Below are 14,881 nucleotides of genomic sequence, written 5' to 3'. Positions count from 1 at the left end.
TTATATATTTTCCGACTCATTGAATAACCCTAACATATATCAGAACCAATTTTTATAGTCTTCTAAACAAATTAAAAGTGCTATTGCAGCAATTAAGCAATAGCACTTTTAATGGTCATACATATCTTTTAGCCCCAGACTAATTTCCAGAGCCTGATTTATTTTATTCATCATTTCAGCGTCAAGTTTAGTTATTTTATCTGTTAATCTTTGTTTATCCAATGTACGGATCTGTTCCAGAAGAATAACAGAGTTTCGGTCGAATCCGTAGCGTTTTGCATTAATTTCAACATGAGTAGGTAACTTAGCCTTTTGAATTTGCGCAGTAATAGCTGCCACAATAACGGTCGGGCTAAATCGATTACCTATATCATTTTGAAGGATCAATACCGGGCGCACGCCTCCCTGCTCCGATCCAACCACAGGGGATAAGTCGGCGAAATATACTTCACCTCTTTGAACGATCAAATTGTTACACCCCGATCACAGAGCGCTCTAAGGTGTTTTCAGCCTCCTCTTCAGCTTGAAAAGCTTCCGAAGCAATTGTTAGATTAATGCGACCCATTTCTTCATAGCCTTTTTGCATTGTCTCACGGAATTGTTGGATATGTTCCTCTTTTTTATGCTGCAAGTAGCTTCTTGTAGCCTGACAAATGAAGTCACTTAAGTCACTATTTTCATATCTCATTAATCCATCCACCTCATTCAATAGGTTTTTTGGTATTTTCACTAAGATCTCCTGTAAGCTCTCTGACAAAACCATACACCTCCGCCAACTGTTGAACGAACTATTTAAAAGTCATTATTTATGATAGCATTGAATCCAGTCGTTTGCAAAGGGTTATTGAAAGTTTTTTCTAAAAAAAGCTGTTTTTGTCGTTTAACATTTGAAATATGTGGAATAAAATATAGTTTGTACCTATTCATTCATATACAAGCGTGGAACCCGTCGATTGATAATACAAGGGATCTCATAGTTAATTGTTTCTGCATGGGCAGCGATTTCGTCCATGTCAATTTCTGCACTATTTTGCTTACCTATCAGTGTAACCTTTGTGTCAATGGGATATTCTCCATCAAGTCGAATCATGGTCTGATCCATACAAATTCTTCCTACAATAGGCATTCTTTTCCCTTCAATTAGTACATCTACCCCTTGTAGTTTCCTTATCCATCCGTCTCCATAGCCAATTGGAATTGTTCCAATCCACTCGTCTTTTTCCGCTTTATAGGTTGCACCATAGCTAACTGTTTCTCCTGCAGCTATCTTCTTGACGTGGGCCAATCTGCTGTGCAATGAAAATGCTTGCTTTAATTCTATGTCTCTTTCAGCTTTTACCGTACCAGATGGGTATAATCCATACATAGAAATCCCAAAACGAATATAATCATACATTTCTTCAGGTAAACGAATTGCACTAGCACTATTACCAATATGAACGTCAACCGGTTTTCCCCATACTTCCGTGAATGTTTTCAGCATCTCTTCAAATCGACTCTTTTGTTCATAGAAATAGGACATATCTGCTTCATCTGCAGTCGCAAAATGTGTGAACACTCCTGTTAAATATATGCTGGGATTTTCATTTAATGCATAAAGAAGTTCTTTCAGCTCAGATTTTGTCCTTACTCCAATTCTCCCCATTCCTGTATCCCATTTCATATGCACTTGTAACTTATCCTCTAATTGATAAGTACTTACTTCCTGCAGCCATTCCTTTTGGAAAAAAGTTAACGTAATATTGTTTACAGCCGCAACAGGGGCCACTTTTGCAGGCACCCAGCCCAGCACTAAAATAGGAACTGTAATTTCCGCCTCCCTAAGCGTCAATGCCTCTTCAAACAGGGCAACAGCCAACGCACTAGCCCCAGCTTCAATTGCCTTTTTCGCAACCTGCACACTCCCATGTCCATAACCATCAGCTTTAACTACTGCAATAATTTTAGTTTTATTGGAAATACGTTTTTTAATTTGTTGAATATTGTATTCGATCGCTTCTAGGTCCACTTCGACCCAGGTGTGTCTATATATGGTGCCCGACATAGGTCATGCTCCCTTCTGTAATTAACTAAATTAATTTTAGCAGAAAACAGCAAGTGTTCCTATCCAAAATTAATTCTAGAAGGGGAAAACGCATGCTGCTTAAAGTAGGGTTTTAAATTTTGTAGTTTATTATCCAAATAAAAAGCAGACCCCCTCTCCATGTAAGAGTCTGCTTGCTAATCCACCCATATTACTTCACTTCTTTATTTTGCACCGATTGAGCTACTTGAATTAATTCCTCTCTTGTCAACTCTTCACTTGCAAGTATAAAATCTACCCCATCATACGACCACTCAATTGTATTTTCCGAGAGTGCCCCAACAGCATTTCCTAAATTGACAATATCGCCTGAAACTTCTTTCGGTGCCGACATAGTAGTAATTGCTTCTGACTTTTCTTCCACTAAAGTGAAATTCTTTTCTCCTGAAAATGACAGTATAACCCGCTTCCCATTTTCAAGTTCGACTTCTTTTTTCTCCGTTAATTCTGCGCCTGCTAGATAAGAAGGAAACAACACAGTAAGCGTGTCATCTTGCACTTCTGCAGAGGCTGTGGTTTCAGATTCTCCTGAGGCCATATTTTTGTCCATAGAGAAGTCATCCTCTGCAAACTTGGCTTCCGTATCAAACGTTGTAAACTTCACTTCAACCAACGTGTTTTTATCTTTATCCTTTACCTTAACGAGTAATGGGGTGTACGTTTTCTTGTCAAAATGTATCTCCTGGTATGGCAAATTGTTATTGCTTTGGTAATTGGTTTTCGTTTTGAAAATATACGCTGACTCACTAGATTCAAATTTTGCTTCCTTATCCTCTTTAATATCCTTTACTAACGATTGGTATAGATATGGCTGACTGCTATTATCCGGCCACTCGGATTGAAATTTAAAGCTTTTATCAAGGGCTGGAGTTAACACGAATACTCCATCTTTATTCTTCAAAATAATTTGGTTGCCCTTTTCGTCCTGGTCATTTTTTAACGCCACTCGATACATATCATCTTTTTTATGCCAAATACCGATGTTAAAGTTTTGCTCTTCCTGGCCCGTGTTCATATTCATTGTTGCTTCTGCTTTATACCCGTTCATCTTTTCCATTGTATCCTCTAACTTACTTAATACATCTTCCTGGGATTTCTCTCCGCATGCTGTCAATAAAATGGTTACAATAAGCAAAAACCAAATACTTAAAAGTTTTTTCATAGTCATGTCTCCCTTGTCTCAAATAAAAACAAAGGGAACGTTATCACGCGAGTAGAAAGTACGTAAGACGAATTTTCCGCTAAAGATTTTTAGTTATTAAGTAAGCTCTTAAATGCCTGAGGGATGCCCGTAATTACATCTGTAGCAAGTAAATCATGTACAGTGTGGTTTGCGTTTACTGCTAAATCAGCCGACTTACCATGGAGAAAACAACCATTGCAAAGACCTTCAAAAATAGTTTGGTCTTGCATGATCATGGCTAGAATCATCCCAGTAAGCACATCTCCACTACCTCCCTTTGCGAGTCCAGGGTTACCTGTAGTATTTACGGCTTGTCTGCCTTCAGGAGAGGTTATAATGGTATGAGTGCCTTTAAGGATGACATAAACTCCATGCTCCATAGCGAAACTTCTGGAATAATAAAATGGTTTAAGCATTAACTCCTTTACAGACACTCCCAAAAGCATCGCCATTTCCCCAGGATGTGGTGTTATTATAACAGGCTCTTGCTTCCCCTGAAGAGCGGATAAGTCATCCTTGATATGAAATAGACCATCTCCGTCAATAATTATCGGACACGTTGCTTGATGCACAATAGCCTTGACAAGTAATTCCGTCTGAGGAGCTCTCCCCATTCCTATGCCAATCGCTATAGCATCATACATTGCCAAATCAATAGACTTTTCATTCGTTAAAGCTCCATTGGCTTCCGGTAAAATTTGATATGTCGCTTCAAGTGTCTGTCCAGCAATCGCACTTCTCACTTTTTCTGAAGTCGCACCTGTAATAAGCCCGGCACCCGTACGCAATGCTGCCTTCAATGTCATTGCAAATGCTCCCGGCATTTCAGAACTTCCTCCAATGACAAGCCCCCTACCATGATCACCCTTGTGGTCATTTAACTGTCGTGGCGGCATTGTTTTCTGAAATTGGTCTTGCTCCCAGACCTCTCTGCCACTTGCATTGAAGGCCTTCCTTGGCAAGCCAATCTCTACATTGGCCCATTTTCCATAATAAGCTGCCGTATGTTGCAAAAAAGCACTCATTTTTGGTGCACCCACCGTAAAAGTGTAAGCTGCTTGTACAGCTGCAAAATCCTGAATCCCTTCATCAGCAGGTAATCCGGATGGTATATCGACAGAGACAACACATGATGCTTTGTTGTTAAGAATAGATACAAGGCTTGCCAGCGGCTCGCGAAGCTTACCTTTTATTCCTATTCCCAGCATTGCATCAATAACTATTTCAGCATTATCTAAACATGTTGAAATGTTTTCCGTCTCTTCCAACAAGGTAACATTACCACCACAATTAATATAAAGGTTCTTGTGGTAAAGCGCATCTCCAGTAATTTTGTCATTCGGCACAACTTGTACAACCTGAACAGGATATGACTTATTCAATAATGTACGGCCAATGACAAAACCATCTCCTCCATTGCTGCCAGGGCCCACAAGAATACAAATGAAACCTTCAGAACTAGTTAAGCCTTCCACTTCCTGAGCAATAGCTCGTCCGGCATTTTCCATTAAAAGCTTACCTTCGATGTTCATTTCTTTTATTGACAATTCATCCACATCGTACATTTCATTCGCGGTGACAATATACACTTTGTTCCCTCCTGCCCGCACTAAAATATATGAGACAAACTAATTAAATATGCATGACCTTATTCCGCTTCGATGATTACTTGAGCTGTTGCATAGGCTTCACTATGGGAGATGGAGATAAAAATTTTCTTCGCCTCATAGCCTTTCACTTTAATATAAGGAGCCCCATTTTCATCTGTAGTGATTTCTATATCCTGAAAACTTAATTTACCTATACCAGTCCCAGTTGCTTTTGCAAATGCTTCCTTACCAGCAAATCTCCCTGCAAGAAATTCCATTTTCCTTTTCTCCGTGGGTAGTTTTTGAAAATGAATTTGTTCGTTCTCCGTCAAAATCCGATGGGCGAACCTGCCATTTTTTCGGAAACTATCCTTAATACGCTGTATTTCAACTAAATCAATACCTATACCTTCTATCAAAAAGATCACCTCTTTGCCCAAGTAACATAAAACAATTGCCATTTCACAATTTATTTTAGTACGCTATGATTGGTCATATGATACAATATTTCTTACTATAATACTAATACCCATTTTATTGGATGTAAAAATAACTTTTTTTCGGGGGTAATCATGTTTCTACGTAATGAAAGAAGTATAAAAGAATTTATGCACAACTACCCGGTTGTTTCAGTGTTGGTAATTATTCATTTAGCTTTATGGTTTATTATAGATTTCATCCAGCTTCCTATAGGGGAGTCGATCTATCAGTGGGGCGCTGGAAGCAATTATTTAATCAACCAAGGAGAATGGTGGCGGCTAATAACTCCTATATTCCTCCATGCAGGGCTAATGCATGCTTTATTCAACTCTTTTTCCCTAGTACTATTCGGCCCAGCCCTGGAACAAATGCTGGGTAAGACAAAATTCGTTCTTGCATATGTTGGAGCCGGGTTTGTAGGCGATTTAGGAACATACCTTTTAGGACCTGATTCCTTCTGGTACACACATGTAGGTGCTTCTGGAGCAATATTTGGCCTATTTGGTATTTACATTTTTATGGTGGTATTTCGAAAGCATTTAATTGATCAGGCTAATTCACAAATTGTAGTTACCATCTTTGTAATTGGTCTTGTTATGACATTCGTCCGTTCCAATATAAATATTCATGCACATATATTTGGGTTTATCGGGGGATTCGCCATCGCTCCTCTTGTCCTCACAAAAGCGAAAGCATATTCACCTTGGCGGAACAGGCGAGTTTATGATCCAAATGATACCTCCATCAAATTTGACCCAAACCGTTGGAACAAACGCCGCATGCCTGCAAAGCTAAAGAAAAATATCTTTTGGATTATCTTTGGAGTACTCGTGCTATTAGGCTTATTCAGCCGGTTCTTAAGATAAAGTAAATCCCCTGGTCTATGGTAAACCACGGGGTTTTTTTATGATAGACATTCACGACCGGTTTCCACTCCCAATGTCTGTCATGACTCTTATGATAGACATTCCATCACCGTTTCCCGCTCGCAATGTCCGTCATGAACCTTATGATAGACATTCAACCACCGTTTTCCGCTCCCAATGTCTGTCATGAACCTTATGATAGACATTCCATCACCGTTTTCCGCTCCCAATGTCTGTCATGACCCTTATGATAGACATTAACGCTCGTTTTTTTGCCCGGTAAAAATGAAATACTTATATAACATAGATCCCCAAGATTTTCTCCACACGAAAAAAGCTCCCACATGGGGAGCTTTTCTTTTCTTGCTAATTAGTCGTTGTTTCTACGTTTTTGGAAATTTCCTTTACGGTTTCTTCCACCTTGATGGCGTCCACCTTGATTGCGTCCACCTTGATTGCGTCCACCTTGACCACGTTTTCCTTGGAAACGTTTATTATTTGAACGACGGTTGTCTCTTGAATTTTGTGCTTTTTTCACGCTAATTGGTGCTACAGAGGAGATTTTAACAGGTGTATCCCTGCGTTCCTTTGTAAGCAATTTTAGCGCAGCAGCTATAACAGTAACAGAATCGTTGTCCTCCAATAGTTCACTGGCAGTTTCATGATAAGCTTTCAAGTCCTGCTTTTCAATTGTTGACAAGAGCTTGTCTACAGTTACTTGCTGTTGTCCTTGTTGAGCATCTTTATTCGTAGGAGGCATCAGACGCTTCATTTTACTCTTAGTTGTTTTTTCTATCAAGTGAAGATGCGCCATTTCTCTCGGTGTAATAAAGGAAATAGCTTCACCTGTTTTCCCAGCTCTACCTGTACGACCAATACGGTGAACGTAGCTCTCAGGGTCTTGAGGTATATCAAAATTATATACGTGAGTAACGCCTGAGATATCCAAACCACGAGCTGCCACATCGGTTGCGACTAATACATCAACGCGTCCACTCTTAAATTTATTAAGCACAGACATACGCTTGCCTTGTGTTAAATCACCATGAATACCTTCCGCACGATACCCTCTAGCCTGAAGTCCTTCTGTAATTTCATCTACACGCTTTTTCGTTCTACTAAAAACAATGGCAAGTTCAGGTGAATGAATATCCAAATGATTGTTCAGTGTATCGAACTTGAATTTTTCAGGGATTTCGACAAAGTACTGATCGATATTTTCTACAGTCATCTCTTTGGCCTTAACTTTAATCTCTTTCGGATCCTTCATCAAGTTAGTAGCAATATCGCGAATTTCTTTTGGCATTGTTGCTGAAAATAGCAATGTTTGTCTTTCTTCTGGAATTCCTTTTAAAATGTCACGGATATCATCAATGAATCCCATATTAAGCATTTCATCTGCTTCATCTAATATAGCTGTTTGCACCATATCAATTTTAATGGTTTTTCTGCGCATATGGTCAAGTAGTCGACCAGGAGTCGCTACAACAATTTGCGGACCGTCTTTTAGTGCGCGGATTTGTCTGTCCATATGCTGGCCGCCATACACAGCTAATGCTCTAATACCTTTAAATTTCGCCAGACGGTTTACTTCTTCAGCAACCTGTATAGCTAGTTCACGTGTCGGCGCTACAACCAAACCTTGAATCTTTCTTTGCTTTGAATCAATTTTTTCAATCATTGGAATACCGAATGCAGCTGTCTTTCCAGTTCCGGTCTGTGCTTGTCCAATCACATCATTTCCTTGCATCGCAAGTGGAATTGTCTCTGATTGGATCGGAGTTGCTTCCTCAAATCCCATTTTTTCCAATGCTTTCATAATTGGGGCTGATACCCCGAGTTCTTTAAATGCTGTCACCTATTCCTCTACTCCTTTTTAAATATATTTGTTTATTTAGAGGCCTTAGAATTTTCTCATATGATAGGAAAATATAAATATCGGCTCTTCCGGTTTTGTGCAGAAAAGGCCAAATCGTTCAGCTAGAGTACCTGTTTAAAACAAAACAAGTACCTTTAGCTTCCCAATACTTTAGTCTTTAAATATCGTTTCCCACTTTCCCGGTAAATAAAACAAAGGGAATGGGACATATATAAAGTAAATTAGATCTCAATATACCTATATTCTTGTTTAAAGTATACTTATTTTTATACTTCCCTAAAGTACAAAAAAGGCTTCACCAATTAGTGGTAAGAGGCCTCCATCGAAAACTCATGCATGTTACATCATATCATACATTTTATTAGGATACTAATTACAAAAATGATTTTTTACTTTTACCATGATAGAATAGATAAGATTAGAAGAATTTTTTAAGGAGGTTTTCTATGCGTCGCCCTCCATTTAACCCATACGCTGCGGTGGTCATTGGAGTACTTTCTGTCTCCACGTCTGCCGTGTTGGTAAAGTTGGCTGACCAGGCACCTGCAGCTATTATAGCTAATTACCGATTGTTGTTTGCTGTGTTACTAATGGCTCCAATTATTATAATTAAATACAAAAGTGAATTCAGGCTTATTTCTAAAAAAGATTGGATATCATCCATTTTTGCAGGGGTGTTTTTGGCCTTCCATTTTATTTTGTGGTTTGAATCATTAAATTATACCTCTGTTGCCAGCTCAGTGGTACTTGTCACTCTACAGCCTATTTTTGCATTTTTGGGGACCTATTTCTTTTTTAAAGAACGTTTCTCTCCAGGTGCAGTAATCAGTATGGTTATCGCCTTATTTGGGAGTGCCATCATAAGCTGGGGAGATTTTAAAATTAGTGGTATGGCTTTATTTGGTGACATTCTCGCGGTATTGGGTGCTATCACCGTTACAGCATACTTTTTACTAGGACAAAGAGTCAGAAGAAACGTCTCATTAATGACGTATACATTTGTTGTGTATGGTGTCAGCTCACTGACTTTGATTATTTATAATGTTCTATTGCAAAATTCATTTTCAGGTTATCCTGTTGATCATTGGTGGATTTTCCTTGCGTTAGCCATCTTCCCTACCTTTCTTGGGCATACCCTATTTAATTGGGCATTAAAATGGTTAAGCACTTCAACCATATCCATGGGGATTGTATTTGAACCTGTAGGTGCCTCCATCTTAGCCTTTTTCATCCTTGGGGAGGTTATTACCTGGGCTCAATTTCTTGGAGGAACTGTTGTTATTTTCGGCTTATTTTTATTTATACTTAGCACCTCCCGCAAACCGAAAGTTACAATATCTAAGAAGGAGCAAAATCAATAAAAATAATGTGCATTTCTTAGAATTGTTGGTATACTAAAAATAATTCATAAAGGAAAATGGTGATGGCATGAACGTGCAATTAATGACAGACGGTGGTGCAGATATACCTGAAAAACTGAGTAATGATTTAGACATAAAAGTCGTCCCACTTTATTTGCATTTTAGCGATGGACAATATAAGAGTGGAGTAGAGATGGATACCTCAGCTTTTTATAAAAAAGTAAAGGAACTACATGAACTACCACGCTCAGCTGCGCCAAGCCCACATGATTTTTATCATGCATATAAGAATGTGGATCCTACAGTTCCAATTCTTATGCTAAGCCTTACAAAAGGATTAAGTAGTACTTATGACAATGCTGTTACGGGTAAAGATATGTTACTTGAAGAAGAACCCGAACGGATAATTGAAGTAATTAATACAAAAACAGCTTCATGTGGAATCGCACTTTTACTTGGTGAGGCGCATGCTAAAATTAATGAGAACTATTCATTTGAACAGCTTGTAGAGCATATGAAAACTCGCGTAGAACAAACAACTACTTTATTCGTACTGAAAACCCTTGAGAACCTTGTTATGGGCGGTAGACTGGATAAGGTTAAAGGAACGCTGGCCAAGACCTTAAATATTAAATTACTTATGAAAGCAAATGAAGAAGTTGGAGATATAGAAGTAACGGAAAAGGTACGTGGTGATAAAAAGTCCATCAGAAGATTTATTGAACAAATTGGTGAATACACTAAAAACGTTGAAGACAAAATTATCTCTATGACACATTGTAACGCAGAGGACCGGGCAAAAACCGTGCTCGAAGAAATCAGAAAGAAATATCCCTTTAAAGATGCTTATTTAACAGAATGCGGACCATTAATATCTACTTACGGTGGCGAAGAAGCATTAGTAATTTCCTTTTTCAAAGACTAAAATGAGGTCTGCCTTATTAAGGCGGCCTCATTTTGCGTTTACATTCTTTATTAAAAACTGATGCACCATCTGATTTAATGTGTCTTTATCCTCCCCAAGGCAAATTAAATGGCGGGATCGTTCAAAAAAGACTACCTCTTTTCGGGGAGAAGTGATTTCCTTATCCAAATAATAAGCTGTCTTATACGGAACCATACCATCCTGCTGTCCTTGGGCAATTAAAACAGGTGTCTCTACCTTCTTTAAAAAACGTCTGGTAAACCTAACCAGCCTTAAGAATTCAATGTTTGCTTTTAGAGGGACAGCCCCAATTTTTTTCTTATAATGCTGATATAGTTTGTTGTTATTTAATTCCCCTTTAAACCCATCTGCAATTACATCCGTTATATCCAATGTAATCTGTTTAAATGATAAATATTTTCCTGCTGTAGCAAGCAGCACCAGTTTTTCTACTTTATACTTGGCCGCGAGATAGGCCGCAATCATTCCCCCCATGGAAAAACCGATAATATAAATTTCAGCGTATTTTGCTTGTAACTGGACAAAGGAAGCCTCCGCTGCCTTAATCCATTTTTTATGTGAGGCATCTGTTAGGTTTAGTTTCTTTCCATGCCCTGGTAGCGTAGGAACTTCCACATGCCAATCCGTATTTTCTTTGAGGTAACTTGCTAAAGGCTCAACTTCATATGGTCCTCCTGTAAATCCATGAATAATGAGACATCCAATCATACGAATTCTCCTCATAACCTTTATACCTTATATTATTCCCTTGAACAAACATTCCTATGAGTTATATACACATTTCCATCACTTTCCTAAAGCTAAATAGCGTACGTATATCTTTTATCTGAAATTCTTAATGAAACTGCCAAATTGCTTCACAATAGGGGAGACTTGATGATAGGTATTTGCCAACTGCCCTACCGTCGAGAGCATTTTATCAAGATCCATTTGTCCCTCATTATCCTGAAAGTAATGCAGTAAGCCATTTCCCTGCTGCATACCTGGAGCACTGTTCATATTAGGTGAAGCTCCTGTCATATGTGATGGCCAGTTCGGTGGTTGCTGAGGCTTTGCATACATGTCAAAGGGTGATTGTGGAAATTCCTGGCCATAGTATGGCGATTGGGGATAAAATTGAGAGTTCTGCGTGTTAGTGTATGGCGGGAATGGGTAGTCGTATGGGGGCTTAACCCGATGATATGGACTAAAGTTCATCTGATAATTCATACAAACACACCTCTTTACTAATCCTTCTACTAGCAAGATATGCATGGCAAACAGCTACTGTGATTCTGTTTTTGGCAATTTCAATTATTGACTTGAGTATGTTTTACTATGATTCAAGTTAGTATCTGCAAGCCCTAATGAACTTCTGATTTTTTCTTTTTGAAAGCCTAATATTGCATTTGGCTCCTTCCCGATATACGTAGCCGGTGTCCCATATACCCCTTTTTCCTGAAGTTCATTCTTATACTTACTATTCTCTGTTACATTCCTTACTTCATATGGCACCTTCCATTCATCCATTTGTTTCATCAATTTCTTACAATCCTTATTGTCTTCACTAATATAAATAAGCACACTCTTCTCTGTCATTGCTGGTACCTCCTGCTAGTTACTTATTATCTAATTTTTAACTACCCCGTTTTTCTTCATTCTAAACTTTTTGTGTTAAATATATTACGATTATATTACAAACAAAAGCTCCAGCATCTTTTTAGTAAATGAGCTGGAGCTTTTGTTTGTATTAATATGCAAGCACGTCAGATAAAGGAGTTGCTCCTTCAATTAAATTAAAGATTTTATTTTCTGCTCGAGGAGCTGATAATAGATAAACAAGAACGGATGCAACATCAGCTCTCGGTACACTCCCGCTTTCAGGAGAGCCTTCATGAACATTTACTTTCCCTGTCGCAGGTTCATTCGTAAGTCGTCCTGGACGCAGGATAGTATAATTTAATCCAGAGCTTTTTAAATGTTCATCTGCACGATGTTTTGCATAAAGATAATGCTTAATTTGTTCCGCTTTCTTAGGTTGACCTGCTCCCATAGAACTTAGCATAATAAATCTGTTTACCCCGTGTTTTTTTGCAAGATCCGCTGCTTCAATAGCACCTTCTTGATCAATAATTATTGTTTTGTCTGCCCCTGTTTTAGGGCCGGAACCCGCAGCAAATATTACCGCTTCTGTATTATAAAAGGCTTTTTCAAAATTCTTTTCCAAATCCGCCAAAACTGTCTCTACATTTTTCTCTTCAAAATACGGAATCTGATCCGTATCCCTGACCATTGCCACAGGTTGATGGTCTGACTCCTTCAATCTGTCAACAACTTGCTTTCCCACAGCTCCATTTGCGCCAATTACTAATACTCTCACTTTTAAAACCTCCTTAAAAGTACCCATTCCTTCATACTATTACCTAAAAAAATAGAAGCAAAACATTTATCTATTAGATAAACATCCTGCTTCCAATGGCCCGCAAGCATACCGACTAGCTTGCGATATATTATAACAGAGCTGAGACATCCCGTATCCCACTTTTTATTCTAACCTATATTATGGGTATCCGCTGTGATAAAAGTCACAACAGGATTATAATTTTCGGATGGAGGTACCCAACCTTTTCAAAAGATCTATTGCTGTTGCTTTTTCTTCGTCGTTTAAAGTACTCATTAATTCATCAATTTTGCTCCAATGATCAGGAAAAATTCGATCAAGTAGGCTTTTTCCTTTTTCCGCAATAACTGCATAAGTAACACGCCTATCATTCGGACAAGGCTGTCTATATAGATATTCCTTTTTCTCTAATTTATTAATCACATAGGTAATGCTTCCACTTGTTAGCAGGATTTTCTGCCCAATTTTTTGTAGAGGCTGCTCTCCTCGATGGTATAGTAATTCCAATACAGCAAAATCAGTAAGATTGAGCCCTTTGGATTGGATATCCTGCTCTATTTGTTCCATTATTGCTTGATAGGCCTTGGATAGAACCACAAATAACCTTAAGGATAGATCCTCCTTTTTTTCTTCCAACGCGCTTTCTGGTTTCAACGTTATAACCTTCTTTCCATTCATAAAAATCCCCAGAATTAATAATATTTCTTCACCTAACTATAGCACCCATAAAGGAAGATTGGAATAGAGGCTTGGAAGAAATTCCTGTACGCTTCTTGAAAGCTTTTTCCACGGTAAAAGCAACCTCTGTTTCAAAAGGTGTTAGCTCGATTGAGGATTAGGTGTTTAACTTAGTAGCTTAGATATTTTTTACAATAATACCGCCTAGCTACCACTCAATACTTTATTTGTTATGGTAACTTACGTTCGATTAATTAACACGTTCCAGTCATGCTCATCGAAAGCAATGTATTTCACTATCCTATTTGTATATTACCATTCACACAATTGTTGAGAAAAAGCGTTATTTAATAATATTATAAATTTCCAATCATTCGGATATGCCCTGAAAGTACTTTAATATAAGCAGGGGTAGATGCATATAATTCTCCGTCCATATCTATTTTCTTTGGTTCATTCGTTTTAATCTTCAGTTCGTTTACAGTAAAGTGGGTAAGCTCTTGGAAATTCTCTGCTTCCATACGTGGGTTATTCATCGCTAACAATTCACGAAAAGATGCGAAATTAGAGTTTTCAATAATTAAGACACTCATCTTACCATCCATTGGAGATAAAGTATCTATAGGTATTTCTTGTGTTCCAATAAAGTTACCGTTTAACACAAAAATTAATACAGCTTCTCCTTCAAGTTCTCCATCGTTCGTAGTTATTGTATAGGGAAATGACTCAGCTTGACTGAATGTTTTTACAGTACTCAAAAAGTAACTGAGCACACCAAAGTTCTTCTTTTGTGTTTCATCTACGTTCTGGGAAGTCTCTGCAACAAGACCTATTCCCCAAAAATTCAGGAAATAATTATCATTCGCTTTTCCAATATCAATATCGATAACGCTTCCATTAACTATAGCATTAGCTGCTGCTTTTAAGTTTTGGGGTATTCCCAGTGTTCTGCAAAAATCATTGGAAGTCCCCCCTGGAAGTATTGCAATAATTGGTCTAGTGTCTAACGGGGCAATACTATTAATACAGGTATGGATGGTGCCGTCTCCGCCTAAAATGATTAGCAGGTCAATTTTCTCAGCATATTCTATACACGTCTTCCTTGCTTCGTCCAAGGTTTCTGTCTGTAGAATAGTTAATTCTTTAATCGTCTGGCTTAGCACAGGTACAGTTAAGGATAATTTTCGCTCTATATCTTTTTTTCCGGCGTTTCCATTATACAAGAATAGCGCTTTATTATATGTAATCATTTTTTGTCACCTCAATTAGATTCCTCCTATCCTACTATTCCCCAGCAATTCCATTTGAAAACACCTAAACAACCTGGTCTCTTACCTCGCCTACTAAATAGTTAAGTAAAATAACGAACTATATTTGCAGCCATAAAAAATCCGAACTAAAATTCATTATTAATTGAATCAGTTCGGATTTGTATT

The 14,881-nt window shown here is 38.2% G+C and carries 16 protein-coding genes; 3 read left to right on the top strand and 13 right to left on the bottom strand.

Annotated elements, in window-relative coordinates; all coding sequences use genetic code 11:
• Positions 1-108: 108 nt before the first annotated feature.
• The 6 genes from X953_RS02835 to acpS all read right to left on the bottom strand — a co-directional run bounded on the left by X953_RS02835 (position 109) and on the right by acpS (position 5,274).
• Positions 109-468, bottom strand: coding sequence for a type II toxin-antitoxin system PemK/MazF family toxin (locus X953_RS02835; protein WP_019379217.1), 360 nt, complete (start codon positions 466-468; stop codon positions 109-111).
• Between the two features lie 4 nt (positions 469-472).
• Positions 473-757 carry a CopG family ribbon-helix-helix protein gene (locus X953_RS02830; RefSeq protein ID WP_084715600.1) on the bottom strand — a complete coding sequence of 95 codons (285 nt, stop codon included), beginning with the start codon at positions 755-757 and terminating at the stop codon, positions 473-475.
• 162 nt (positions 758-919) lie between these two features.
• Complete coding sequence (gene alr, locus X953_RS02825; RefSeq protein WP_040954279.1) at positions 920-2,044, bottom strand: alanine racemase; 1,125 nt, start codon at positions 2,042-2,044, stop codon at positions 920-922.
• Between the two features lie 190 nt (positions 2,045-2,234).
• Complete coding sequence (locus X953_RS02820) at positions 2,235-3,245, bottom strand: outer membrane lipoprotein carrier protein LolA (RefSeq protein ID WP_040954278.1); 1,011 nt, start codon at positions 3,243-3,245, stop codon at positions 2,235-2,237.
• Between the two features lie 89 nt (positions 3,246-3,334).
• Positions 3,335-4,855, bottom strand: a complete 1,521-nt coding sequence (locus X953_RS02815; protein WP_040954277.1) for a bifunctional ADP-dependent NAD(P)H-hydrate dehydratase/NAD(P)H-hydrate epimerase — start codon at positions 4,853-4,855, stop codon at positions 3,335-3,337.
• A 59-nt stretch (positions 4,856-4,914) separates the two neighbouring features.
• Positions 4,915-5,274 carry a holo-ACP synthase gene (gene acpS / locus X953_RS02810; protein WP_040954276.1) on the bottom strand — a complete coding sequence of 120 codons (360 nt, stop codon included), beginning with the start codon at positions 5,272-5,274 and terminating at the stop codon, positions 4,915-4,917.
• Between the two features lie 153 nt (positions 5,275-5,427).
• On the opposite strand from acpS, the gene X953_RS02805 reads away from it, so the two are divergent.
• A complete protein-coding gene (locus X953_RS02805) occupies positions 5,428-6,201 on the top strand; it encodes a rhomboid family intramembrane serine protease (protein ID WP_040954275.1) in 774 nt (257 codons plus the stop codon).
• 370 nt (positions 6,202-6,571) lie between these two features.
• Here X953_RS02805 and X953_RS02800 read toward each other — a convergent pair whose 3' ends face one another.
• A complete protein-coding gene (locus X953_RS02800; RefSeq protein WP_040954274.1) occupies positions 6,572-8,059 on the bottom strand; it encodes a DEAD/DEAH box helicase in 1,488 nt (495 codons plus the stop codon).
• 467 nt (positions 8,060-8,526) lie between these two features.
• Between X953_RS02800 and X953_RS02795 the strand changes: the two genes are divergently transcribed.
• Positions 8,527-9,441 carry a DMT family transporter gene (locus X953_RS02795; protein ID WP_040954273.1) on the top strand — a complete coding sequence of 305 codons (915 nt, stop codon included), beginning with the start codon at positions 8,527-8,529 and terminating at the stop codon, positions 9,439-9,441.
• A gap of 67 nt (positions 9,442-9,508) precedes the next feature.
• Positions 9,509-10,366 carry a DegV family protein gene (locus tag X953_RS02790; RefSeq protein WP_040954272.1) on the top strand — a complete coding sequence of 286 codons (858 nt, stop codon included), beginning with the start codon at positions 9,509-9,511 and terminating at the stop codon, positions 10,364-10,366.
• Positions 10,367-10,393: 27 nt separating this feature from the next.
• Here X953_RS02790 and X953_RS02785 read toward each other — a convergent pair whose 3' ends face one another.
• The 6 genes from X953_RS02785 to X953_RS02760 form a co-directional block, all read right to left on the bottom strand.
• Positions 10,394-11,095, bottom strand: coding sequence for a carboxylesterase (locus X953_RS02785; RefSeq protein WP_040954271.1), 702 nt, complete (start codon positions 11,093-11,095; stop codon positions 10,394-10,396).
• Positions 11,096-11,209: 114 nt separating this feature from the next.
• The gene (locus tag X953_RS02780; RefSeq protein ID WP_040954270.1) at positions 11,210-11,596 is read right to left on the bottom strand and encodes a YppG family protein; all 387 of its coding nucleotides are present in this window, start codon (positions 11,594-11,596) and stop codon (positions 11,210-11,212) included.
• 84 nt (positions 11,597-11,680) lie between these two features.
• A complete protein-coding gene (locus tag X953_RS02775; protein WP_040954269.1) occupies positions 11,681-11,965 on the bottom strand; it encodes a glutaredoxin family protein in 285 nt (94 codons plus the stop codon).
• A gap of 151 nt (positions 11,966-12,116) precedes the next feature.
• On the bottom strand, positions 12,117-12,746 hold the full coding sequence (locus X953_RS02770) for an SDR family oxidoreductase (RefSeq protein WP_040954268.1): 630 nt from the start codon (positions 12,744-12,746) through the stop codon (positions 12,117-12,119).
• Between the two features lie 216 nt (positions 12,747-12,962).
• The gene (locus X953_RS02765; protein ID WP_198023308.1) at positions 12,963-13,445 is read right to left on the bottom strand and encodes a MarR family winged helix-turn-helix transcriptional regulator; all 483 of its coding nucleotides are present in this window, start codon (positions 13,443-13,445) and stop codon (positions 12,963-12,965) included.
• Positions 13,446-13,801: 356 nt separating this feature from the next.
• Positions 13,802-14,695, bottom strand: a complete 894-nt coding sequence (locus tag X953_RS02760; protein ID WP_040954267.1) for a diacylglycerol kinase family protein — start codon at positions 14,693-14,695, stop codon at positions 13,802-13,804.
• Positions 14,696-14,881: the final 186 nt, after the last annotated feature.

It is taken from the genome of Virgibacillus sp. SK37 (genome assembly GCF_000725285.1).
Lineage (GTDB): Bacteria > Bacillota > Bacilli > Bacillales > Amphibacillaceae > Virgibacillus_Q.
Note: the sequence above shows the minus strand (reverse complement) of the source record. Positions and strands in the feature narration are given on the sequence as shown.